A 24,933-nucleotide genomic window follows, 5' to 3' on the forward strand; every position below is an offset into this window, starting at 1 on the left:
TGGGTTTCCAATGAAAAGCGTATTATCAATTCAATCCCATGTTGTTTTCGGCCATGCAGGAAACAGTGCTGCTGCATTCCCTATGTGCCGTATGGGCGTAGATGTGTGGCCACTTAATACAGTGCAATTCTCCAACCATACTCAGTATCCACAATGGACGGGCTCAGTATTTCCAGCTCAGCATTTGACAGATATTGTCGAAGGATTAGCAAAAATCCATAAACTGGCAATCTGTGATGCCGTGTTAAGTGGTTATATTGGTTCTGCTGAGCAAGGTAATGATATTCTAGCGATTGTCCAAAAAGTCAAAGCGGCGAATCCGCAGGCACTCTATTTTTGTGACCCAGTGATGGGACATCCAGAGAAGGGATGCATCGTTGCACCAGGTGTCGCTGAGTTTCTTTGCCAACAAGCGTTAGCGGCGAGTGATGTGATTGCACCTAACTTATTAGAGTTAGAAACTTTAGCGAATGAAAAAATCACGACGGTAGAGCAAGCGGTTCAAGCGGCACGTCAATTATGTCAGCAAGGTCCTAAAACTGTATTAGTTAAGCATTTAAGCCGTGCTGGCTATCGTGCAGACCGATTTGAAATGATCTTAGTCACTGCGGAACACAGTTGGCATGTTAGTCGCCCATTAGTGGATTTCGGTGAAAAACAGCCTGTGGGAGTCGGCGACTTAACGAGTGGTTTAATGTTGGTCAATATCTTAAAAGGTGAGCCACTTGATAAAGGCTTAGAGCATGTTGCAGCAGCAGTCTATGAAGTGATGCTGAAAACCAAAGAAATGGGTGAGTATGAACTTCAGTTAGTTGCAGCCCAAGATTTGATGGTTAGCCCCCAACATAAATTCTGCTCTACTCAGTTAGACTGATTGAGCATAGTAGTAACTTATTAAATATAGTAATAAAAAACAGCGCCGAATGGCGCTGTTTTTGTAAATGCATTTCATACAATAGATTACTTTTTCAGTAACCCTTCTGCTTCTAATGCTTCTTGTACTTTTGGACGCTTCGCAATCTTCTCACAATATTCATTCAGATGGCTTAATGCGCTGATATCAACGCCAACTAAACGAGTCCAGTTGGTGACGGTAAACAGATACGCATCAGCAACACAGAAATCACTTTTAGCGACAAAATAAGGCTGATTTTTCAGAATATCATTCACATACTGGAATTTTTTCAGTAAATTTGCGCGAACAACATCTTTATATTCTTCAGGGGTATTTGGCGCAAATAATGGGCCAAAATTCTTATGCAACTCAGTAGAAATGAAGTTTAGTGCTTCTAGCTGATGGTAGCGCTTCATTGAACCAGGCAGGGCAATCAAGTTTCTATTTGGGTTTTGATCTGCAATATATTGGACAATCACAGCGCCTTCAGTTAATTGCTCATCATCATCTAAAACAAGAGTAGGAACTTGACCTTTAGGGTTAATTTCTAAGAAGTTTTCACCCGTTTCTGTGATTTTCTCTTTTAAGTTAACACGAACAATACTGAAATCTAATCCTGCTTCACGCAGAATGATATGAGGAGAAAGTGAGCAGGCACCGGGAGCGTAATACAATTTCATCATAAAACTCCTAAGTCATAGAATGGTCATCGTTATTGTTCTTCCAAGTATACACCAGATTTAAAAAGAGAATTGCCAAAGGATGCGGGATGGCTCTCAATATCTAAAATCACACTAATATATGGCAAGCTTACGATAGACGAGTATTTCTTTGGGGAATTATCTATTTAATTGATAATTCATTAAAATTAAGAATGTTACAGGAGAGGTCTCTGAGAGGATTCTGTTATAATTTTGTCTCTCATTGAGCTATTCTCTCAATCCTTAGTCACATTTTATGAGCTGTCAAAATGGCATCCATTTTTAACAATCTTAATTACTTAACCAAGCTAGATGCCATCTTAATGGCTCATAAACCGAATAGTAGTAAAGGATTAAAACGCTTTATTCTGGAATTTTGGTTTTTTGGTTTAATTAACGCTCGTTCTTGTCTGTTTGCTGGATTCTTCTTTTTGGCTTTATTCCTAGTGCCAGCGAAAGGGATTCTAGGTATTCCTCGATATGATGTTTTGCTGATTTTCGCAGTCTCTTTTCAAGCATTTTTAGTATGGTCAAAGTTAGAAACGTGGGATGAGCTAAAAGCCATTTGTGTATTCCATTTAGTGGGCTTTATGATGGAGTTATTCAAAACCTCTGCGACAATTGGTTCATGGCAATATCCTGATGAGGCGTATACCAAACTTTGGGGAGTTCCACTGTTTACTGGGTTTATGTATGCGGCAGTTGGTAGCTATATCATCCAATCATGGCGTTTTTTTAATGTCAGAATTGAACATTATCCACCTTATTGGATGGCGACATTAGTGGCTTTAGCCATTTATATTAACTTTTTCAGCCATCACTATATTGATGATTATCGCTGGTACTTAACGGCGTTTATATTTGGTTTGTATGCTCGCAGTGTGGTGTTTTATACTCCATTAGATAAAGAACGTAAAATGCCGCTATTGCTTGCATTTATGCTGATAGGGTTCTTTATTTGGCTGGCGGAAAACTTCGGAACGTTCTTTGGTGTTTGGCAATATCCGAATCAAATCGGAGCATGGTCAATGGTACATGCGGGGAAATGGGGGGCATGGTCGTTACTGGTGATCGTGACTTTCACGATTGTGGTGCATCTCAAACACATAAAAAGTTGTGTATCCATAGCGCGCTAGCCACGAACTTTTTGTTAAAGACGGAGACTATTTCCCCGTCTTTTGAACATTACAAATCTTGTCGCCACGCATCAATGGATAATGGCTCCCCAAAATGGCTTTCAATCAGACGACGCGTCACGTCATGAAGCGGAGCCGCTAAAACTTCCGCTGTATTTCCTCGCTCAACGACTTCGCCTTTATCCATCACGAGCATTTTGTCACTTATATGCTTCATCATGCCTAAATGTTGGGTGACGTAAATATAAGCGATATCTTGCTTAGCTTGTAAATCGAGCATTAAGTTGATTATCTGCGAACGCATCGACATATCTAGCGAGGCAAGTGCTTCATCAGCCACGATAATTTCTGGTTGCAGAATTAACGCGCGGGCGAGGGCGATCCGTTGTTTTTGACCCGATGCTAGCATGTGTGGGTAATATTCTGCGTGATCGGCCAGTAATCCTACTTGGCGTAATGTCTGGATAATGCGTCTTTCCCGCTCAATACCAGTAAGGTTAGTATTCAGTTTTAAGGGCAATTCCAGGGTTTGACCAATACGCTGGCGCGGGTTTAATGAAGTACTTGGATCCTGAAATATCATGCGAATACGTTGGCTTCGGTAGCTATAATCCCCAAAATTTAACCGTTGGCCACGGATCAAAATTTCTCCGCCAGAAGGCTCCGTTACCCCAGACAACATACGAGCAAGCGTGGATTTCCCTGAACCATTAGCGCCGATGATGGCTAAAGTTTGCCCTGCTTGTAGGTTGAAACTCAGCGGCTTGACGGCTTGTAATTCATGGCGACGAAATAACCCTTCACGAAAACGGAACGTTTTTGTCAGGTTACGTACCTCAAGTAACGTTTCCATTAGGGTTGTTCCTCGGTATTCAATGGATAATGACAGGCAACCAGATGCCCCTTAATGCTGCGTAGTGGTGGTGCATCAATACAGGTTCGTTGTGCGTAAGGGCAACGGGGTCCCAAACGGCAGCCAATCGGTAAGTGCTCCAATGAAGGGATAGCTCCTGGGAGTGTATTTAAACGACCTTTATGAGGGATCGGGCTTTCAAAATCAGGAATAGAGCGAATCAGTGCCTGAGTATAAGGATGGCGGGGGCGCTGCAAAATATCATTCGGTGTGGCACTTTCTACAGTCTGACCGCAATACAGGACATTAATTCGGTCAACCAATTTAGACATCATTTCCATATCGTGGCTGATCAGCAAAATTCCCATATTATTGTTTTGATTTAATTTATCTAATAAACGGAAAATTTGTGCCTGCGTGGTGGATTCCATCGCGTTGGTGGGCTCATCCGCAATCAACAAGCGAGGTTGATTGGCAATCGCAATGGCGATCATCACTTTTTGGCATTCACCATCCGTCAGCTCGTACGGATAACTATGCATAATGTCTTTGTGATCTTTGATACCCACACGGTGCAATAATTCAATTGCGCGGCGTTTTCGCCAATTAAAACGCTGCCACCAACGCCCTTTGTATGTCCAGCCTGGGATAGATTGAATCAGCTGTTTTCCTATATCGGCAGCAGGATCAAGACAGGATTGCGGTTCTTGGAAAATCATCGAAATATTATGACCAATCAGGCGACGACGCTTACGTGGACTGAGTTTTAATAGGTCAATGTCTTGGAAGCGAAAACGGTCAGCAGTCACGCGGATATTATCTTTGGTGATCCCACAAATGGCTTTAGCAATTAAGCTTTTACCTGACCCAGATTCACCCACTAAGCCACGAACTTCTCCTTCAGATAAGGTCATGGAGACACGGTCAACGGCTTTGACGGGACCATTAGCAGTCATAAACTCAATAGTTAAATTACGAATATCAAGTAATGGCATTATTCCACCCCCGAATTAATCGCTCGGTGCAGTCCATCACCCAGTAAGTTCACAAATAAGACACTCGACATAATCGCAACGCCGGGCAAAATGACTGTCCACGGTGCCACATAAATCAACTCTAACGTATCGCCTAGCATCGCACCCCATTCAGATGATGGGAGTTGCGCCCCTAAATCTAAAAAGCCTAATGCCGCAATATCCAAAATTGCAATGGAGAGGGCGCGGGTTAATTCAGTGACCAAAATAGGGGTGATATTTGGCAGTACCGTGTACCACAAAATAAAGATGTTTGATGCGCCATCTAAACGTGCCGCCACGATGTACTCTTTATCTAGCTCATCATGCACGGCAACATAGATAGTACGCACCATACGGGGGATCAGCGCGAGGCAAATCGCAAGCATCGCATTGGTTAAGCTGGCACCCATAAATGCTACCACGATGATCGCCAATAGTAGAGAAGGAATCGATAGCAAGGTATCCAAAACGTGGTTAAAGACAGCGGATTTGAGTCCACGGGTCATACCCGCAAGGCAACCTAACACTAAGCCGATTATTGTCGCAATCGCAGTGACCAACAAGGCTGAGCCGAATGTGGATTTAGTACCAATTAAGAGACGGCTTAAAATATCACGTCCTAAATCATCCGTACCAAAGAAGAAAGCCACTTCACCATAGTGTGACCATGATGGTGGCGTAATTTGGTAACCTAAAAATTGTTGGTCGATGGCATAAGGTGCTAAATAAGGGCCCGCAAAACAGAGGACGATTAAAAAAATCACCCCAAAAAAGCCGATCATTGCCAGTATGTCGGAGGAGAAAATATTCCACACCACCCGTGTCGGGGATGGCATTTTCTGTTCACGATAAAAATTATCTGAGGACATACCAATCCTTATGTTTTAACGGGTCCATCATTGCGCCTAAAATATCGGATAACACGTTCACGGTGATCACCAATGCGCCAATTAACATCACGCCAGCAGAAATCGCTGAGTAGTCTCCTTGACGGATTGCAGTGACCAACCAGCGACCTAATCCCGGCCAGTTAAATACTAATTCTGTCACCATGGTTAATGTTAGCATCGTGGAGAATTGTAGCCCCAATTTCGGGATAATTGGCGGTATTGCGTTATGAAAAATATGGCGGCGAATAATTTTAAAGCGAGAAAGCCCACGAGTAGCAGCGGCTTTAACATAGTTACTGCTAGCCACTTCATCCGTACTAATACGGACTAAGCGAATGACTTCTGTGGTTGGCGCTAAGGCGAGTGTGAGTACTGGCAGGATCATATGTTCTAACACATTGATAATCATATCTTTACGGTATGGCGAATCCGAAAGCCACGCATCCACAAGGGCAAAGCCTGTTACTGGCTTTAGGTTATAAAGTAGGTCGATTCGCCCAGAAACGGGCAGCCATCCTAAGTGAAGCGAGAAAAATAGGGTTAGTATTAACGCTAAAACGAATACAGGCACGGAAAAGCCCAATAGGGCGAAAGTGCTGATCGCAATATCAACGGGTTTGTTTCGCCAAAATGAGGCAATCATCCCTAGCGGGATCCCGACAAACAACGCAAATAAAAAGGCGAGAATACACAATTCCATGGTGGCAGGGAATGTGTCTTTTAGTTGGTCGGTGATAGGTTCTCCGTTAATGCTAGAGACGCCGAAATCGAAATGCAGTAAGCCATCAAAATAGAAGATATATGCATCAATGAGTGATGCACCGCTAAGAGGCGCATTGGGCGTGAAGTAGCTTAAGCTGAAACTGACCAGTGATAAAAAGAAGACCGTCACCAGCAATAGCAGAAATCGTCTCAGTGAGTAGATGATCATAGTTGCGGCTCCTGCTGCCGAGGTGGTGCTTTTTTCGGCTCCTGCATTTCGCGATAAACGCCAGCAAATGAAGTATTGCCGAACGCGCTGATCACCAATCCTTTCATATCAAAACGATAAGCTTGTAAACGCAGCGAGTAAGCTAATGGCAATATAGGCAGTTCTTCCGCGAGAATTTGTTGTGCTTGATGATAGTAATCAATGCGGTCTGCCAGCTCTTGTGTCAGTAATGCTTTATGCAAAACGTCATCAAATTTAGAATCACACCAATGGCTTAAGTTGGTTTGTGAGCCAATGGCAGCGCAACTGAGCAGTGGGCGGAAGAAACTATCAGGGTCATTACTGTCCGTTGTCCAGCCCGCTAATGTCATGTCATGGGAGCGATCCATTAATTGATTTTCTTGGAAGCGACCTTCCACCGAACGGATACTCATGACGATACCCACTTGGGCTAGGTCTGCTTGAATTAATTCCGCCATTTTCAATGGGCTAGGGTTGTAAGACTGAGAGGAGACAGGGACCCATAATTCCAATTTTAATTTTTCTAACCCCATTTCCTGCAGCATTTGTTTGGCAAGTTCAGGGTTGTAATCGGTTATTTTTGTTTGATTATCAAATGCCCAAGATGCACGGGGGAGAATCGATGATGCCGTCTCTGCGGTACCATAATAAATGGACTGCATGAGTCGCTCATTATTAATGGCATAAGAAATTGCTTGGCGAACCTTGAGTTGGTCGAGAGGCGGCTTGCTTGTATTAAACGCAAGATACGCAATATTCATTCCCGAACGCATGGAAATACGCAGGCGAGGGTCATCACGTAGCACTTTTAACTGACTTGCGGCTGGGTAGGCGAGGACATCGCACTCACCAGTGAGCAGCTTAGAAATGCGTCCTGTACCACCCGCTCCCATATCCACCACCACTTCTTCCATGCGTGGTTCACCTTTCCAGTAATCTTTATTACGCAATAAACGGACAAACTGTCCAGCTTGGTAATCATCAAAATAGAATGGTCCAGTACCTACAGGGCGCCAATCAATCATCTCTTGGCGATTGCTAGCCGAAAGCTCATCCGCATATTCGGCAGATAAAACGGGCGCGTAGTGAGTCGCCAAGTGCCATAAAAATGAGGCATCTGGGGATTTTAATCGAAACTCAACGGTGTAGTTATTCAGTTTTTTAATACTTTCGACGCTGCTCGCAAATTGCAAACTGTCAAAATAGGGGTAGCGCCCGCCATTAATGAAATGGTAAGGATTGCTGGTTTCAAACATGCGGGAAAAACTGAATACCACATCATCTGCATTCATATTACGCGTTGGTGTAAACCAAGGTGTGGTTTGAAACTTAACGTCCTTTCTCAGATGTAGCCGATAGGTCGCACCATTATCTAAAACTTCCCAGCGGGAAGCCAACTCTGGGATCAGGCGATATGTAAAGGGGTCAACATCCAGTAAGCGGTCATACAGTTGTGCGCCTAGGGGATCAATAATTAACCCGCTACTGGCGAGTTGTGGGTTAAATGTGGTGACAATGCCATTGACGCAGTAAATAAAGCCATTTTGGCGAATATCGGCTGGGACATCATTGGCAATGGTGTCTTTGTAGCTTATGTCTGTTTGCTCTGCCAATGTTGAAAGAGAAACAGTAAATAAAAACCAAAGAGTTAAAAGGCGCATAGAGCTAATATCGTTGACCTGAATTACCTTATTGTAGCGTAAAAATAGGGTAACAGGGTATAAGCAAAATTTGTGGTGATATTTTGTACATAGCGCTGTGGGTAGTGAAGATTTTTAACTGTAAATGAGAATCAACAAGGTTGTATCTAATTGTAATGGTTGCTATTATTTTTAATTTAATCTTAATGAGAAATAATCGCATTAAAATGCTTTACAAATGATACTAATAACTATTATCATTAACTCAGTCTCTTGAGTGCTTAGCTTTAGCAGACAAGGCATGACATTGCTCACATTGCTTCCAGTGTTTTATTGCTTTCAGTGTTTTAGTTATATAGCCAGCTCGGGTGCTGGCTTTTTTTTTGCATAAAAATCAGCTTTCCAAGCTAATATGATGTTTTTTAATTAATCCTCGAAATTGGTCATAGCTCAGTGATAGGCATTGAGCTGCTTTACGCTGATTAAAATTGGCTTGGCGTAGCGCCTCTTCAACATATTGTTTTTCCGATTCTAATTGCCATTGTCGTAAGTCAAAGGGAAAAACGGGTGCTAATTTGGAGTTTTCTGATGATGCTGCGGGTATCTCATGAAGCTCTGCTAGTTTCTCACCAAAGGGATCTAAAATAATCGTATCCACTGGTAAGTCACTTTCCCCATGCCGATAAACTGAACGCTCGACAACATTTTTCAGTTCGCGAATATTACCTGGCCAAGAATAGTGCATCAGTGTCTGCTGGGCGTTGTCAGAAAACCCAGTGAAATAATCACGCTTTAGCTCACGTACCATACCAATGGCAAAGTGCTCAGCCAATAACAGAATGTCAGGAACACGTTCACGTAATGGCGGCATGCGAATCACTTCAAAGGCAATTCTATCTAGCAGGTCAGCGCGAAAAAGTCCTTGGCGAGCCAATTCTGGAAGGTTGGCGTTAGTGGCACAGACCAAACGAACATCGACTTTTAATGACTGACTTCCGCCTACACGCTCTAATTCGCCATATTCAATCACACGTAACAGTTTTTCTTGTACAGACATCGGCGCGGTTGCCAGTTCATCAAGGAACAATGTGCCTTTATCTGCACGTTCAAAGCGACCTTGATGGCGTTTCTGGGCCCCAGTAAACGATCCTGCTTCATGTCCAAATAATTCAGAATCCAGCAAGTTCTCATTGAGTCCGCTGCAATTTAAGGAGATAAAAGGCTCTTGCCAGCGGGGAGATAGATAGTGAAGGCGATCCGCGATTAACTCTTTACCTGTTCCTCGTTCGCCAATAACAAGGACAGGTTTATTTAGCTTAGCAAGTTCGGAAGCACGTTCTAGGACATCAAGGAAATTACTCGATACACCAAGAATAGTATTGTTAGTCTCTTTCATGGTTATTTTTACCAAGTTTTGGTTAATTTTACCTATAGTTAACTATAGTACAAATAACCGTCGATAGATATCGAAATAATATTTTTGTTATTTATTAGTTGGTTATGCCATTCTGAAAAAGTTGGCACGCCAATTGCTATCTTAGAGTTGTAAAAGATTTTGATTGAAATAATTATCGGTTTAATAATTTCAATTTTATATTCATGGAGCATCACGTATTGGTTGGACGCCAACATCGGGTTGAGGCTCTACAGAAAGATAACATCCATCAAGAGGATATAAATTATGGGTATTTTTTCACGTTTTGCCGACATCATTAATGCCAACATTGCTTCACTGCTTGATAAAGCTGAAGATCCGCAGAAAATGATCCGCCTGATGATTCAGGAAATGGAAGACATGTTAGTGGAAATCCGTTCCACCTCAGCACGTACCTTAGCTGAGAAAAAAAGTTTAGAGCGCCGCGTCGAAATGGGCGAAAAACAGATTGCCGAATGGCAAGAAAAAGCGGAACTGGCATTAATCAAAGATAAAGAAGATTTAGCTCGCGCAGCATTGATTGAAAAACAAAAAGTCAGTGCCATGGTCGATACGCTAAAACATGAACTGATTATTGTTGATGAAACGCTGACTCGCTTAAAAGGCGAAATCACGGAATTAGAAAATAAACTGCAAGAAACGCGTGCAAAACAGCAATCAATGACCGTACGTTTAGAAGCGGCACAATCAAGCCGTAATGTTCGTCGCCAGTTAGACAGTGGTAAACTGGATGAAGCAATGGCGCGTTTTGAACAGTTTGAACGTCGCATTGACCATATGGAAGGCGAAGCGCAAAGCTACGGTATTGGTAAACAACGCTCTTTAGAACAGCAATTTGCTGAGTTAAAAGCGGATGATGAAATTAGTGCACAGTTAGCCGCGCTTAAAGCTAAAATCAATAAAGACGAATAATATTCAACACGCAAGGCGCAGTGATTTCATTGCGCCAGTGCGCTAGGCTAAATAACCATAAATAAGGAAATGTGATGGGCTACGTTTTACTGTCTCTCGTATTAATCATTTTTGTCATTTTTGTTCTGCCGATTTGGTTGTGGCTCCATTATAGTAAGAAAAATAATGGGCAGGGAAGTCAGCTTACTGAAAATGAAGTGCAACGTTTGATGCAATTGGCAGAGCAGTCATCGCGTATGCAGCAGCGCATCAAAACGCTGGAAGATATTTTAGATGCCGAGCACCCAAATTGGAGGCAAAAATAATGACTAATCTACGCAACCGCAAGTTATATCGCTTAACGGATAAACGTGTTTTTGGTGGTGTTTGTTCCGGTCTCGCTGAATATTTAGAGTTACCGGTTGCTTTGGTCAGAGCATTAGCTGTACTTGCCCTGTTTATGAGTTTTGGATTGACCTTGATTGTCTATGTGGTGATGTGTTTCTTTGTGGAAGCTGCGCCAAGCGGTTACCGAAGCGAACAGGATATTGGACCAGAAGTGACAACACTATTAAACCAAATTGATGCTCAGCTACAAGCTGGGGAAATGAAACTGCGCCAAATGGAGCGCTATGTCACTTCGGACACTTATGCCGTGAACAGCAAGTTTCGTCATCTATAACAACTGATTTGCACCATCACATAAATGGGAATAGAGTTTAATGACTGTATTCCCTTTATATTTTTATTGGGAGAGCGAGAACTAGGAGCATTATGAAACGGCTACAAAATGAATTAACTGACTTAATGAACCGTAGCGTTGACCGCCATGTAAGGCTTGCTGTCACTGGATTAAGTCGCAGTGGAAAAACCGCATTCATCACCTCTCTCGTTAACCAACTTCTTAACACCACCACGGGGGCGCGCCTTCCGCTATTTTCAGCGGCGAGAGATAAACGGATCCTAGGGGTAAAACGCATTCCACAGCGCGATATGTCAATTCCGCGTTTCGCTTATGATGAAGGACTTGCATCGCTTTATGGCGACCCGCCGCAATGGCCGACGCCTACCCGTGGAGTGAGCGAAATTCGCTTGAAAATTCATTACCGTTCAAATGATTCGTTTGTTCGCCATTTTGTCGATAACTCCTCCCTGTACTTAGAAATTGTCGATTACCCGGGGGAGTGGCTACTGGACTTACCGATGCTAGATCTGAATTATTTAACATGGTCTAGCCAAATGAAAGTGCTACTTAAAGGTAAGCGTGGGGAGCTCGCGAATGAATGGCTACAACTTTGCCAAAAATGTGATCCATTAGCTCCTGTCGATGAAAATCTCTTAGCTGAAATTTCCAATGCTTACACCGCATATCTGCATGAATGTAAGCAACAAGGACAGCACTTTATTCAACCTGGTAGATTTGTTTTACCTGGAGAGTTAGCTGGAGCGCCTGCATTACAATTCTTTCCATGGCCAAACATCGAAAAATATGGTGAAAAACAGTTAACGCAAGCGGATAAAAACACCAATATCGGCGCATTACAGCGTCGCTATCAATACTACTGTGACCATGTGGTGAAAGGGTTTTATAAGGATCATTTCCAGCGTTTTGACCGACAAATTGTGCTGGTGGATTGTTTGCAGCCTTTAAATAGTGGCGCAGACGCCTTCAATGATATGCGAATGGCGCTAACGCAGTTAATGCGCAGCTTTCATTATGGAAAACGCACATTGCTCAGACGCATGTTTTCTCCATGTATTGATAAGCTACTTTTTGCCGCCAGTAAATCGGATCACGTCACACCCGATCAACATGCAAACTTAGTCTCATTATTGCAGCAGTTAGTCCAAGATGCTTGGCAAAATGCAGCATTTGAAGGGATCAGCATGGACTGTGTAGGGCTGGCGTCTATTCAAGCGACGGAAAGCGGTATTGTGGACTATAAGGGTGAAAAATTACCTGCTTTAAAAGGTGAGCGACTCAGCGATGGGCAACCCTTAACGTTCTACCCAGGGGATGTCCCTAAGCGTTTACCTAATGAACAGTTTTGGCAACAGCAAGGCTTTCAATTTGAAAATTTCCGCCCTCGGCCAACACCGTTAGATCAACCGTTGCCACATATTCGCATGGACAGTGCTTTGGAATTTTTGTTAGGAGATAAACTGAAATGAGTGAACCTCTAAAACAGCGCGTAGACTTTGCCGTTAAAGCCGATAAGCCAGCCATGGAGCCATTAAAACAAGCGCAAACCTTTGATGAGAAAGCGTTTGAAAAATTTGTGCCGGTTGATATACAAGAAGAACAAGATAGCCAAGATGGCGAAGTTGAAAGTCTTATCAACGAGGCCTTAAAACCTAAACGCAGTTTCTGGCGCAAGCTAGTTGGTGCTGCCGCAGGCATTTTTGGGGTGAGCGTTGTCGCTCAATTAGGGCTTTGGATCCATCAATCATGGATAACCCAAGACTGGACAGCGTTAGGCACCGCAGCAGCGGGGGGATTAATTGTGGTCGCTGGTGTGGGTTCGGTCATCGGCGAATGGCGTCGCTTGTATCGGCTCAGAGAACGTGCAGAGGAGCGTGATTTTGCACGTGAATTGCTTCATAGCCACGGCATGGGGCAGGGTAAAGCATTCTGTGAAAAGCTCGCCAAACAGTCTGCATTACCGATGCAACATCCTGCGATACAAAGCTGGCAAGCCACGGTTCATGATTCGCATAATGACCGCGAGGTTATTGAACTGTATAGTAAATTAGTTCAACCGATCCTGGATGAGCAAGCGCGTAAAGAGATCAGCCGTTCATCAGCAGAATCTGCCTTGATGATAGCGGTCAGCCCATTGGCGATTGTTGACATGGCATTTATCGCGTGGCGCAACATTCGTTTAATCAACCGCATTGCAGCCATTTATGGCATCGAACTGGGCTACTATAGTCGGATCCGCTTATTCCGTATGGTGCTGATTAATATTGCATTTGCTGGCGCTTCTGAACTTATTCGTGAAGTCGGGATGGATTGGTTATCTCAGGATATTACCGCACGGTTGTCGACACGCGCGGCACAAGGAATCGGCGCTGGGCTTCTGACCGCTCGATTAGGCATTAAGGCGATGGAGCTATGCCGTCCATTACCTTGGATAGAAGACAAACCGAAATTGGGTGATTTTCGCCGTCAATTAATTGGCCAGCTGAAAAATGCCATTCCCTCAAAAAAAGAGAATCCATAAGCTGTAAATTTGACTGGCAGGATGAGTTGACAGTTTTAATCATTCTGCCAGTCATGTCTAAAAGGGTAATACCCTGCCGAATTAATCAACAATCCTCATATTAAAGAAAGAAATGTTGCTGATATTTATTAGAAACTAGACGAGTGTCAACAATATGTGACACGGCTCTGTATTACTGTCCTGTTTAACGCTAAAATATGAGTAATTATGTTCTCTACAAAAGGTTTCATCATGCGCCTCGAAGTGACCTGCCAAGACCGTATCGGTTTAACGCGTGAATTACTTGATCTTTTAGTTCTACAAAACATTGACTTAAAAGGCATTGAAATTTCAGCTCAACGTCGAATTTACCTGAACTTTGCACCTGTAGACTTTCAGGTTTTCAGTACGCTAATGGCAGAGATCCGCCGCATAAACGGGGTAATTGATGTTCGTCGTATCTACTTTATGCCATCCGAACGTGAGCATAAAGCAGTGTGGGCTTTACTGAATTCGTTCCCTGAGCCAGTTTTATCCATTGATAATAAACTGAATATTGAGCTGGTTAACCCAATGAGCTTGCAACTTTTTGGGGTTGATGAAACTAAAATCAAACAGAAATCCTTCTCCCAGTTAATCCCTAACCATGGTTTACACCGCTGGTTTGAACGTGAGTCACCAGAACCTTACACCGAACGCATTTCGGTCAAAGGCAGCGATTATTTAATGCAGGTCACACCAATTATTCTCGCCGATGAAGATGGGAAATCTCACTGTACAGGTGCGGTGATCTTACTCAAATCCGTGGCAATTCTTGAAAATCAACGTAAGCAAGTGGCTGAAGTTGATATTGAAAACCGTGGATTTAGCCAGATTGTGGCGGTCAGTCCTGCGATGATCCAAGTCGTTGAGCGAGCTAAACGTGTTGCTATGCTGGATGAACCGTTGCTGCTTGTCGGGGAAACTGGAACGGGTAAAGACATTCTGGCAAAAGCCTGCCATTTACACAGTGCTCGTGGTAATGCGCCATTTTTAGGATTGAACTGCGCTTCAATGCCTGATGATGTCGTTGAAAGTGAGTTATTTGGTTATGCAGCAGGGGCTTATCCAAATGCGGTTGAAGGGAAAAAAGGCTTTTTCGAGCAAGCTAATGGCGGTACCGTCTTGCTGGATGAAATTGCTGAAATGTCCCCTCAAATGCAAATTAAACTATTACGTTTTCTGAACGATGGAACTTTCAGACGTGTTGGCGAAGAGCATGAAGTCAAAGTCAATGTGCGTGTGATTTGTGCGACACAGAAAAATTTACCTGAGTTAGTGGAACAGAAAAAATTCCGTGAAGATCTCTATTACCGTTTGAATGTTATAACTCTCACGATCCCACCATTAAGAGAACGAAGCGAAGATATTAAACCGCTCACGAAAGTCTTTGTGTCTAATTTTGCCAAAGAATTGAACATTGATGAGCCAAAAATTTCACCGGCATTAATTGAATCACTCAATTCTTATTATTGGCCGGGTAATGTTAGACAATTACGCAATGCGTTATATCAGGGGCTGTCGCAATTTAGTGGCAATATTCTGGATGTTGATGATATTCAACTTCCTGATGCAGTTAACGCGCCTGCGATTGCTTTAGATACATTAAATGGGTCACTGGATGAAATAACCAAACGCTATGAAGCCTCGGTGTTGGCGAGATTATATCGTGATTATCCGAGTACGCGTAAATTGGCTAAACGTTTAGATATTTCTCATACCGCTATTGCGAACAAATTGCGAGAATACGGGCTCAGTGCCAAGAAAGAGCAAGATTAACATGATGAAAAAGCTGTTTAAATTGGGTCTACTTAGCGTATTAATGAGTGTGAGTATTAGTGCTGTTGCACAAGAAAAGCCGAATAATAAGTTGATTGATAAACTCTGTAAAAATGCAGAGCAATCCATGGAAGATGTGTATGAAAATGGCGCATTAACTCAGTGTCATTTCCCTAATAGCTCGCTACTAAGTGCTTATCAAGAATATCGTAATCTGCTTGGTGATGATAAAAAGTTTTTAGAAGCTAAGTTAGAACCAAACAAAAACAAAGAAGTGATTTGCTCGGATGATAACTGTCCGTCTATTATTTATCGATGGAGTGGGGACAAAAAACTAGAAATTGAGCAAAGTTTTCCAGGGGGAGAAACGTACCTCCAATTTATTCAAAATAATAAAGGCACTTCGCTCGAAATAAGATATTTTCCTGACTAACGCCCATTCAGTTAGTTCCAATGAAACATGCCAGATAAATAAGCTCACTCATTCAAAATCAGTTAAAAGAATGGAGTGAGCTTACTCGATTAAACTAAATTTACATATTTTTCATCGTAAAACGACGTCCTGATCATTGCGGATTGGTTGTTTTTTCTGCTATAAAAATGGTGAGCAAAGCTTCAATTTTTAAATTAACGATAAAAAAATGCTTAAGTTGTGCATTGATTATTAATATTAGCAACGCGGGTTTTATACCTTTAAGGAGTTGCAATGGAACAATTTACGATTAATTTTATTGTCAATTTCAAGCTACGTGAATATATGTCTAAATGTCACTACCAAGGTGATATGTTTGAATCCGCGAATACCGCCGCAGAACTTTATTTAATGAATAAGGCAGCTGCGAATTATTTAGCGAAAAAAAATCGTTTTACGTGGGATGTATTAGTCAAAAATGGCGTTAAACCAAGGGATTTGATTATTGATATTCTCACGTCTTGTTGCCCTGTGACCCAAGAGCAGGCTCAACGGATATTAAGCACGTTGTCGCATTCGTTAGTGAGTATGATGAAAGGAAATATGATTTTTACAAATGTGGTCAATGCGAAAAATCATAAACCACTATTTTGGGCTTATGTTGATTAAAAGCATGATTGATAACCCCTCAACCCCTATCAAATGAAGCCACAATCACCGAAAGCATCGGTGATTGTGGTTCTTCATAATATACGATTATTTCAGGCTATTTAGCGCATTGTCATAATCAGGTTCTTCAGTAATTTCAGGCACTAATTGGCTGTAAATCACTTTGTCATTCTCATCTAATACAACGACGGAACGAGCCGTTAAACCTTTTAATGGACCGGTGGTCATTTCAACGCCGTAATCTTGGGCAAAATCACTACGGAATGAAGATAATGTCACCACATTGTCTAAGCCTTCTGCACCACAAAAACGAGCTTGAGCAAAAGGTAAGTCAGCAGAGATACATAACACAACAGTGTTGTCTAAACCGTTGGCTAATTGATTGAATTTACGCACAGAAGCGGCGCAAACACCGGTATCTACGCTAGGGAAAATATTCAGAACTTTGCGTTTGCCTTGGAATGTTTCTAAGGTTGCTTCACTTAAATCTTTAGCAACTAAAGTGAAAGGTTTAGCTTGTGAGCCAGCTTGTAAAAAAGTACCTGCAAGTGAAATGCTATTGCCTTTGAGTTTTACTGTCTGTGACATGTGTTTTTCTCCCGTTTATAGGTTGAGTTACAGAAGATGAAAATATTAAATGATTTTTAAAATCAAATTATTACCAGTTTCACATTCTGAGATTTCTGTTTTTAAATCCTATTATTGACCGAATTGCATTGTTGCCTTCTCGGCATGATAAGTAAGAAGGTTACGCTGCATTATACAAGTAATAAGCCCTATTAAGAGTTTATGTTTTTTATTATGTATCATCCTAAAATACCATATTCAACACGATAAAAAGAGCGCTTTGTGCCGTGTTTTACTTGTTATATGATGAAGTGAAAGCTAATTTTAAACTGACAATCAAGTCAATGAGTTATTCGCCTATCACGGCTAATGCCTTGGCATGTCAAATATCAATTTAGCAGTTTGTAATGGGTTAATTCATCAAAGCTTAGCGAATAACGCTGAGCGATCCTCTTTTTGATTAATAGATAGAAATAATAATATGCATAAACGTTCATTGACCTCTTTAGCTGTATTCATTTCATCACTTTTCCTTTCTACACCGGTTATCAGTGCGACGGTTCCTGCTGGTACTGTTTTAGCTGAAAATCAAGAAGTTGTACGCCATCTGAAAGATGAGCCAGCATCATTAGATCCGATAAAATCTGTTGGGTTGACTGAAGCTCAAGTGATGCGTGATTTGTTTGAAGGCCTAGTTAATCAAGATAATCATGGAAAGCCGATACCGGGTGTCGCACTAAATTGGCACACTGATGACAATCGAACTTGGATTTTTCAGTTACGCCCTGAAGCGGCATGGTCGAATGGTGAGCCTGTTACCGCTGACGATTTCGTTTATAGTTGGCGTCGTTTAGTCACGCCAGCCAATACTTCGCCATTTGCTTGGTTTGCAGCATTAGCGGGAATTAATAATGCGCAGGATATTATCGATGGTAAGTTGCCACCAGAACAGTTAGGGGTGGAAGCTGTCGATAAACACACGCTGAAAATTGTGTTAAATAAGCCAGTTCCTTATTTCCCGTCATTAACCGCAAACTTCAGCTTATTTCCTGTTCATCGCGGAACCGTTGAACAATATGGCACAGACTGGATTAAAGTCGGTAATTTAGTTGGAAATGGTGCATTTGAACTTAATGACCGTGTTGTTAATGAGAAAATCGTATTAACACCAAATCCGCACTATTGGGATCATAAAAATACGGTGATCACCAAAGTGACTTTTGTCCCTATCAACCAAGAATCTCACGCGACTAATCGTTATTTGGCTGGGGATTTAGATATCACGGAATCCTTTCCTAAGCAGCGCTATCAAAAATTATTACAAGATATTCCTAACGAAGTTTTTACGCCGGATCAACTCGGTACCTATTACTACGCATTTAATACCCAGCGCGCGCCGACCAATGATGTCAGGGTTCGACAGGCATTATCAATGGCAATTGACCGCCAATTGATTGCTAGCAAAGTCTTAGGGACAGGGGAAAAACCCGCTAATTATTTTACACCTGATGTGACGGCAGGTTTTAAGCCGGAAAAAGGGCTGTATCAGACTCATAAACAAAAAGAGTTAGACCAACAAGCCAAAACGTTATTAAAGCAGGCTGGGTACAGTGAAGCGCATCCTTTGGAATTAACGTTGCTGTATAACAGCTCGGAAAACCATCAAAAAATTGCTATTGCGATTGCTTCCATGTGGAAGAAAAAACTCGGGGTGCAAGTTAAGTTAGTTAACCAAGAGTGGAAAACATATATTGATAGCCGTAACACCGGAAATTTTGATGTAATCCGTGCTTCTTGGATTGGTGATTTTAATGAACCATCTACATTCTTATCACTGCTAACTTCTCAACACAGTGGCAATATTCCTAAGTTTAATAATCCGCAATATGACGCACTAATGACTTCAGCTAGCATTGAAACGAATGATGCGCAGCGTAATGTGTATTACAACCAAGCGGAAGCCATTATTGCAAAAGAAGCACCAATTGCACCAATCTATCAATATACGAATGCGCGTTTGATTAAACCGTGGTTAAAAGGTTATCCGATTGAAAATCCAGAGGATGTGGCATACAGCCATAGCTTCTATATGATTAAGCATTAAGAATGAAATTTAGCCAGTGCAGGTGTGCTGGCTAAATTTTGGGAGACCCAAAATAAAAAAAACTCCTTCCACTGGAGAGTCAGAAGGAGGACCAAAAAGGAATAAACACTACAGCGCTAATAATAGGAAAAAACTTTGCGGTTTTATTGCTAATTTGTGTCAATCAAATGGGATCTCTCTAGCAAAAATTGAGAAATTTCATTGGGCTATAAATCTTGCATAACATCTTATTTTTATGCTTTTATTTTCCTTTGCTTAACACCTACTTAAACTTTGTATTTTGATTTTGTTATTGAAATCATTGCAATATTCCCTTTAATCAACTAAAAATACCTTACTTTTCAATTTAAGGAGATAATTGCATGGCGTCGACCTATGGATCGCAATTTCAACACTCTAACCCCGTTCATGCCTTTCAGTTAGATGGAGATGGCGGTGTTCTTCCTATCGATTTAAATGCCACTGCAACACAGCAATCTCCATTTTGGCTGCATTACGATTATAAAAATAAAGAGACGTCTAGCTGGATCCAACAGACTGATTTGTTTAATGACCAAGTGAAGTCATCATTGACGGGTAAAATGAATCGTATGCGGATGGTGCGTATTGGTGATGGCGTTCTGCTGACACTACAAACCCTGAATAACACCGCAGGGCAGCGCCCAGAGCAATTGGTGGCATTTCGTATCTTTATGAATAGCCGTTTGATTGTTTCATGCCGTCACCGACGTGTTCACTCATTAGATTCTGTTATTGATGATCTTAAACAAGGCGTCGGTGCGCAGAGTACCGGTGAATGGCTTGCCGATGTCACGGATGCAATGACCGATGAAATTAGTGATTTCACCGACTCTCTTCACGAACGTCTTATTGAAATGGAAGATTTGATATTACATGGCGAAATTCCTGAGCGTGGGGAATTAGCCTTACTGCGTAAACAAATTATTGTCGTGCGCCGTTATATGGCACCGCAGCGGGATATGTTTTCTCGATTAACCGCTGAAAAATTATTATGGCTAGATGATAATGACAGACGTCGTTTACAAGAAATATCAGATAGATTAGGGCGCTGTATTGAAGATTTAGATGGTTTTATTGCACGTACCGCCATTATGTCTGATGAAATTACGAATATGATGACGGAAATGATGAATCGTCGAATCTATACCATGTCATTAATGGCGATGATATTTTTACCAACCACATTTTTAACCGGTTTATTTGGTGTGAACTTAGGGGGTATCCCTGGAAATGAATTCAAGTTTGCCTTTAGTGCGTTCTGTTTATTACTCGCCTGCTTAATTGCTACGGTATTTTGGTGGTTAAAAAGAAGTCGATGGCTATAAGAAAGGTGAATTGTTCTGGATAATGGGTGCTAGTTTGAGATAAATCAATAAAGGGTATAGGGTTTTAAGGCAATATTACTCCCGCAGGTGAATGCAACGTTGAGCGATGAACGTTGTGCTCCATAATTGTAGTTTTTCTCATATTGAGTTCTTATACAGAATAATTGACCACTGTAATGCCGATGTATTTTACATCGGCTTTTTTTTGCATAAAATCTGATGCCACCCCTGAGTTTGCCCAGAGGTAGCGGACCAATTTTTATTATCTTACTTAACTTCAATCACATCTAAGCGGTCAGCACTGTAGTCTGGTTGATCATCTTCATCAATCATTGGCTGAGCAGGCAATTCTTCACGGTCAAAAGCCATATCACCACCATTGATCACGGCATCACCATGTGAAATATTTTTAAAATCAAATAGTTCAGTATCACATAGGTGAGATGATACAACGTTCTGAGTCGCTCTAAACATAGTTTCAATGCGCCCTGGGTAACGTTTATCCCAATCGCGTAGCATCTCTTTAATGACTTGGCGCTGTAAATTCGGCTGGGATCCACATAAGTTACAAGGGATGATAGGGAATCCTTTTGCTTCAGCAAAACGCTCAATATCTTTTTCGCGGCAATAGGCGAGAGGGCGGATAACAATGTGTTTGCCATCGTCACTCATCAATTTTGGTGGCATACCTTTTAATTTACCGCCGTAGAACATGTTTAAAAATAGGGTCTGTAAAATATCATCACGGTGATGACCGAGCGCTATTTTGGTCGCACCTAACTCTGTCGCCGTGCGATATAAGATGCCGCGACGTAAACGAGAGCACAGGGAACAGGTGGTTTTTCCTTCAGGAATTTTTTCTTTTACGATGCCATAGGTGTTTTCTTCAACAATTTTATACTCAACACCGAGTTCGTCTAAGTAAGCTGGCAAGATGTGTTCAGGGAAGCCTGGTTGTTTTTGGTCTAAGTTAACAGCGACCAAAGAGAATGAAATTGGGGCACTTTTTTGCAGGCTTTGCAAAATAGACAGCAGAGTATAGCTATCTTTCCCCCCAGACAGGCAGACCATGATACGGTCGCCTTCTTCGATCATATTAAAATCGGCGATGGCTTGCCCAACATCACGGCGGATTCTTTTTTGGAGTTTGTTTAAGTTGTATTGTTCTTTATTAGTCGTCATTCTCGGTTGTTCTTTCTTGTTTCTGATTGCTATTTAAATTTTTGAAATATATATGCTTTTTTGTTTTTTGTCGTTCTCGTTTTTTCTGAATTAACCCAGTCTTATACTGACTCGTGTATAAGACTTTGTATAAGATTCTAGACATTGGATAAGACTGATATGTCAGAAATTAATAAACTCACAGACAAAAAGCTAAAAAACATTCATGGTAAAGAAATCTCTAAGCCGGTAATGATAGCAGATGGTAGGGGGCTTTCGATACTAGTAAGCAAAAAAGGTTCTATCTAATGGTCATACTCTTACCGATTTGAAGGTAAGTTAAGTAGGATGATAATAGGGCAATATCCTGATTTATCAATGAAACAGCCGCAAGACAAGGCTTCGAGCAATTTTGGTTTCAGGGCATGACCCAAATACCAAAAGCGGTAACTGTTCTGTTAGTGCTATACAAGGTGCGAATCTAACTTAATCTGCGTTATTCTTTCTTTCATATCCATATAAATTAATCCTACCAGACAAATACTCACCTAAATATACTTCACTGATTTTATTAAAACCTTGTTTCGAAATATTGTCTTCTAACCACTCAATGTCTTTGCCGATGATTTCGAGTAAGTCATGGTTAGCTAAGCCATCGACGATAATTGGATAACGTATATTCTCATCGCCACTTTGGATAATAGTCAATTGCCCATTTTGTTCGAGAACAACGCGTTTTAGTTGCTCTATTTCGTATATGCCATTTGATCTTAGTTTAAACATCAAATCATTAGCGGAAACACCGTTTTTTAGACATTCTTTAACGTTAACGCTGCCATTATGTACCAAGGTTATAGGTTTGCCGTCAATAATTCGTTTAATAAAGGGATTATTCTCTTTTAAAAATTTAAGGGCAAAAACAAGTAAAGTCCATATGATTAACACGAGTATAAATTGCAGTACTGTTATTGATTCATTGTAAATGACACCACCAATAATACCGCCTAGAACATAGTTTTGAACTTGATCCATTGCGGATGAAGGGGCTAAATTTCCTTTGCCCATGAGGTTTATTTGAACAATCAGGCATAGGATCCCTAATCCAAGCTTTATAATAATAGGTGTATAAATAATCATTTTATGCCTTATTTTTTTATGATTTTAATTTCGGGATTTGTTAACCAAACTTTTTCTAAGCTGTAAGTTTGTTGATCTACGCTTAAATGAATACGGTAATAACGGTCATCAATTTTAATGATGATGCCATCGGATAATTGTACCGAGTTAGAAAATATAGAATTTATATCAACCCCTTTTTCTTTTGATAATAACCTTACGAAATTAACCATTTGGGATGATTTTGAGTGTATATTTTGACTATCGGTATAATCTTGATACTGAATGCCTGAAATGAAGAGTAAAAATAAGAAGGCGATAATCGTTAAATCCCGATATTTAGTTTGTAGGCGGTGACGCATATATAGGATGAAAAAAACGATTAAAGCAAATAAAGTGCCAAAAATAATAATATATTTAAAATAATCATTTATATTAGACTGCGCTTGCAAGTAATCTATCCCATAAAAATTCATATAAAAATCATTCCTGATTGTTCACTATATCTATCTTTATTATAGTGACTTATTCGCATTTTAGCTCTGATATTAAAATCTAATTTTGAGTTGTCAGTCATTACCCAAGAGCTGTCATTGATTTTTATGTTGAAGTTAAAAATTGTCGATGGTTTCAGTATTTATCAAAGGAAGCATTTTGAAAACCTGCTTGTGGGATTAATTCAAGATAGTTTTTTAGATAACAAAAATATTAATGGAGATTTTATTCAAATATCGTAATGAAAATAATAATGTCGCTTCCCTTCAATAAATAAGTCATTTGAAGAGAAGCGATGAGCGATTACTGAGCCGCCTTTTTCAGTTTTTCAACTTGTTCGGCAGTGACAGGTTTACCTTGCCCCCCCCATTCGGCGCGCGCCCATGATATTAAATCTGCCATTTCTTGTGGCGTTAAATCATCGGCAAAGCTTGGCATAGCATACATACGCTGCCCATTAGGGAAAGTGGTGGTTGGAATACCCGTTAACACTACACTGATAAAGGTTTCGGGGCTGTCCATAGCTAAGATGGCATTACCTTTTAACGCTGGAATGCCATTAGGGACTCCTTCTCCGGTGATCCCGTGGCAACCTGCGCAGGTAGACATATACATTAACCGACCCGTTTCCATGATTTGACTTACATTACCCACGTCTGGTGAGTTTGCCTCAGGCAATGGAGCTGGCGGAGTGTCGGCTCCAAGTATTTTTCCTTGTTTATCCGTCATTAAATAAATTGCCATGTCATTAACATCGCTTTTATTCATCTGGCTAGTAGAAAAATGAGTCACTGTACTCATATCTGCAAATGCAGAGCCTTGCGGGGCATTCCCTGTAAGCAGGAATTGGCGCAAAGAGGCGGTATCGTACCCATGTTTGGAAAGCGCTTCGGCTGTAATATCAGGGATGGCTAAACCGGCTTCTTCACCCCCTTGAAGTGACCGTGAAAACTCGACACCCATCATTAAATTACGTGGTGAGTGACAAGCGCCACAGTGTGCTAGACCTTCAACAATATAAGCTCCTCGGTTCCACTCGGCAGAGCGTTGTGGGTCATGAGGCGCATTTTGTTTAGGGAAATTAAGTAAAGTCCAGAAGTTCATAAATGGGCGAACGGGTAGGACAAATACACCTGTATTTTCTTTGTTTGGCACATTGATTGGCGGAAGTGACATCACATAAGCATACAGGGCATCAATATCATCCGATGTCGTCATATGGGTAAATACAAACGGCATGGCAGGGTAGAGATTGCCTCTTTCTTTACCAATTCCGTCTTTCAAAGCACGATGGAAATCAGCACGGGTATAGTTACCGATACCAAATTGCTTATCAGGCGTGATATTTGTGGAATAAATGGTACCAAAAGGGGTTCCGATGGCACGCCCACCCGCAGCCAATGGCCCTTCAGGTAATGAGTGGCAACCAAAGCAATCACCAGCAGTTGCCAACTCTTGCCCTCTTGGCAGCAATTTGGCGACTTCTTCTGAGGTCAGCGGTTTATCTAAATCAGGACCGATACTGGAGGTACGAAAAGCACCAAATAGGATCGCAAGCATTAATATGATGAATAATAAGATAATAATATAAATGCTTTTACGTAGAGAGCTGGATTTAGCCATGAGGTTTCTC

At 41.4% G+C, this 24,933-nt stretch carries 24 protein-coding genes; 12 read left to right on the forward strand and 12 right to left on the reverse strand.

What is annotated here, in order from left to right; genetic code table 11:
- Window positions 1-10 precede the first annotated feature (10 nt).
- Entirely contained in the window at window positions 11-874 is an 864-nt protein-coding gene (gene pdxY / locus M5X66_RS07145) for a pyridoxal kinase PdxY (protein ID WP_154599988.1), read from the forward strand.
- A gap of 86 nt (window positions 875-960) precedes the next feature.
- Here the strand turns inward: pdxY and gstA are convergent, their stop codons facing one another.
- The gene (gstA, locus tag M5X66_RS07150) at window positions 961-1,575 is read right to left on the reverse strand and encodes a glutathione transferase GstA (protein WP_036953499.1); all 615 of its coding nucleotides are present in this window, start codon (window positions 1,573-1,575) and stop codon (window positions 961-963) included.
- A 290-nt stretch (window positions 1,576-1,865) separates the two neighbouring features.
- Between gstA and M5X66_RS07155 the strand changes: the two genes are divergently transcribed.
- The gene (locus tag M5X66_RS07155; RefSeq protein ID WP_036953496.1) at window positions 1,866-2,732 is read left to right on the forward strand and encodes a DUF817 domain-containing protein; all 867 of its coding nucleotides are present in this window, start codon (window positions 1,866-1,868) and stop codon (window positions 2,730-2,732) included.
- A gap of 49 nt (window positions 2,733-2,781) precedes the next feature.
- On the opposite strand, the gene sapF is transcribed toward M5X66_RS07155, so the two are convergent.
- From sapF to pspF, 6 genes are all read right to left on the reverse strand, one after another.
- Window positions 2,782-3,585 (reverse strand): putrescine export ABC transporter ATP-binding protein SapF, encoded by an 804-nt coding sequence (sapF, locus tag M5X66_RS07160; protein WP_036953493.1) that lies wholly within the window; start codon window positions 3,583-3,585, stop codon window positions 2,782-2,784.
- The gene (sapD, locus tag M5X66_RS07165; RefSeq protein ID WP_036953491.1) at window positions 3,585-4,580 is read right to left on the reverse strand and encodes a putrescine export ABC transporter ATP-binding protein SapD; all 996 of its coding nucleotides are present in this window, start codon (window positions 4,578-4,580) and stop codon (window positions 3,585-3,587) included. Before sapD ends, sapF begins: the two co-directional genes overlap by 1 nt.
- Entirely contained in the window at window positions 4,580-5,470 is an 891-nt protein-coding gene (gene sapC, locus M5X66_RS07170) for a putrescine export ABC transporter permease SapC (protein WP_036953488.1), read from the reverse strand. The genes sapD and sapC overlap by 1 nt, the downstream gene beginning before the upstream one ends.
- Window positions 5,457-6,422, reverse strand: coding sequence for a putrescine export ABC transporter permease SapB (gene sapB / locus M5X66_RS07175; protein ID WP_036953485.1), 966 nt, complete (start codon window positions 6,420-6,422; stop codon window positions 5,457-5,459). The genes sapC and sapB overlap by 14 nt, the downstream gene beginning before the upstream one ends.
- Window positions 6,419-8,104, reverse strand: a complete 1,686-nt coding sequence (gene sapA, locus M5X66_RS07180; RefSeq protein ID WP_036953483.1) for an ABC transporter substrate-binding protein SapA — start codon at window positions 8,102-8,104, stop codon at window positions 6,419-6,421. The genes sapB and sapA overlap by 4 nt, the downstream gene beginning before the upstream one ends.
- 373 nt (window positions 8,105-8,477) lie before the next feature.
- The gene (pspF, locus tag M5X66_RS07185; protein ID WP_036953481.1) at window positions 8,478-9,479 is read right to left on the reverse strand and encodes a phage shock protein operon transcriptional activator; all 1,002 of its coding nucleotides are present in this window, start codon (window positions 9,477-9,479) and stop codon (window positions 8,478-8,480) included.
- Between the two features lie 285 nt (window positions 9,480-9,764).
- On the opposite strand from pspF, the gene pspA reads away from it, so the two are divergent.
- From pspA to M5X66_RS07225, 8 genes are all read left to right on the forward strand, one after another.
- Window positions 9,765-10,430 (forward strand): phage shock protein PspA, encoded by a 666-nt coding sequence (gene pspA, locus M5X66_RS07190; protein ID WP_006660058.1) that lies wholly within the window; start codon window positions 9,765-9,767, stop codon window positions 10,428-10,430.
- 74 nt (window positions 10,431-10,504) lie between these two features.
- Window positions 10,505-10,735, forward strand: coding sequence for an envelope stress response membrane protein PspB (gene pspB / locus M5X66_RS07195; protein WP_036953478.1), 231 nt, complete (start codon window positions 10,505-10,507; stop codon window positions 10,733-10,735).
- Window positions 10,735-11,091, forward strand: coding sequence for an envelope stress response membrane protein PspC (pspC, locus tag M5X66_RS07200; RefSeq protein WP_036953477.1), 357 nt, complete (start codon window positions 10,735-10,737; stop codon window positions 11,089-11,091). Before pspB ends, pspC begins: the two co-directional genes overlap by 1 nt.
- 92 nt (window positions 11,092-11,183) lie before the next feature.
- Window positions 11,184-12,581 (forward strand): YcjX family protein, encoded by a 1,398-nt coding sequence (locus M5X66_RS07205; protein WP_270103967.1) that lies wholly within the window; start codon window positions 11,184-11,186, stop codon window positions 12,579-12,581.
- Entirely contained in the window at window positions 12,578-13,633 is a 1,056-nt protein-coding gene (locus tag M5X66_RS07210; RefSeq protein WP_270103968.1) for a YcjF family protein, read from the forward strand. Before M5X66_RS07205 ends, M5X66_RS07210 begins: the two co-directional genes overlap by 4 nt.
- 231 nt (window positions 13,634-13,864) lie before the next feature.
- Window positions 13,865-15,430, forward strand: a complete 1,566-nt coding sequence (tyrR, locus tag M5X66_RS07215) for a transcriptional regulator TyrR (protein ID WP_036953551.1) — start codon at window positions 13,865-13,867, stop codon at window positions 15,428-15,430.
- A gap of 1 nt (window position 15,431) precedes the next feature.
- Complete coding sequence (locus tag M5X66_RS07220; protein ID WP_230083173.1) at window positions 15,432-15,863, forward strand: hypothetical protein; 432 nt, start codon at window positions 15,432-15,434, stop codon at window positions 15,861-15,863.
- 273 nt (window positions 15,864-16,136) lie between these two features.
- Window positions 16,137-16,511, forward strand: coding sequence for a hypothetical protein (locus M5X66_RS07225; RefSeq protein ID WP_036953471.1), 375 nt, complete (start codon window positions 16,137-16,139; stop codon window positions 16,509-16,511).
- Window positions 16,512-16,598: 87 nt separating this feature from the next.
- Here M5X66_RS07225 and tpx read toward each other — a convergent pair whose 3' ends face one another.
- Window positions 16,599-17,099, reverse strand: coding sequence for a thiol peroxidase (gene tpx / locus M5X66_RS07230; protein ID WP_036953469.1), 501 nt, complete (start codon window positions 17,097-17,099; stop codon window positions 16,599-16,601).
- Window positions 17,100-17,559: 460 nt separating this feature from the next.
- Between tpx and M5X66_RS07235 the strand changes: the two genes are divergently transcribed.
- On the forward strand, window positions 17,560-19,182 hold the full coding sequence (locus tag M5X66_RS07235) for a peptide ABC transporter substrate-binding protein (RefSeq protein ID WP_154599986.1): 1,623 nt from the start codon (window positions 17,560-17,562) through the stop codon (window positions 19,180-19,182).
- A gap of 362 nt (window positions 19,183-19,544) precedes the next feature.
- On the forward strand, window positions 19,545-20,528 hold the full coding sequence (gene zntB / locus M5X66_RS07240; RefSeq protein ID WP_036953465.1) for a zinc transporter ZntB: 984 nt from the start codon (window positions 19,545-19,547) through the stop codon (window positions 20,526-20,528).
- A gap of 267 nt (window positions 20,529-20,795) precedes the next feature.
- On the opposite strand, the gene ttcA is transcribed toward zntB, so the two are convergent.
- From ttcA to M5X66_RS07260, 4 genes are all read right to left on the reverse strand, one after another.
- Window positions 20,796-21,710, reverse strand: a complete 915-nt coding sequence (gene ttcA, locus M5X66_RS07245) for a tRNA 2-thiocytidine(32) synthetase TtcA (protein ID WP_036953463.1) — start codon at window positions 21,708-21,710, stop codon at window positions 20,796-20,798.
- A gap of 465 nt (window positions 21,711-22,175) precedes the next feature.
- Window positions 22,176-22,826 (reverse strand): DUF421 domain-containing protein, encoded by a 651-nt coding sequence (locus tag M5X66_RS07250; RefSeq protein ID WP_036953461.1) that lies wholly within the window; start codon window positions 22,824-22,826, stop codon window positions 22,176-22,178.
- Window positions 22,827-22,834: 8 nt separating this feature from the next.
- The gene (locus M5X66_RS07255; protein WP_036953459.1) at window positions 22,835-23,281 is read right to left on the reverse strand and encodes a DUF3290 domain-containing protein; all 447 of its coding nucleotides are present in this window, start codon (window positions 23,279-23,281) and stop codon (window positions 22,835-22,837) included.
- 322 nt (window positions 23,282-23,603) lie between these two features.
- Window positions 23,604-24,923, reverse strand: coding sequence for a cytochrome c (locus M5X66_RS07260; RefSeq protein WP_108479000.1), 1,320 nt, complete (start codon window positions 24,921-24,923; stop codon window positions 23,604-23,606).
- Between the last annotated feature and the right edge of the window lie 10 nt (window positions 24,924-24,933).

The sequence above is a fragment of the Providencia sp. PROV188 genome (assembly GCF_027595165.1).
Lineage (GTDB): Bacteria > Pseudomonadota > Gammaproteobacteria > Enterobacterales > Enterobacteriaceae > Providencia > Providencia lanzhouensis.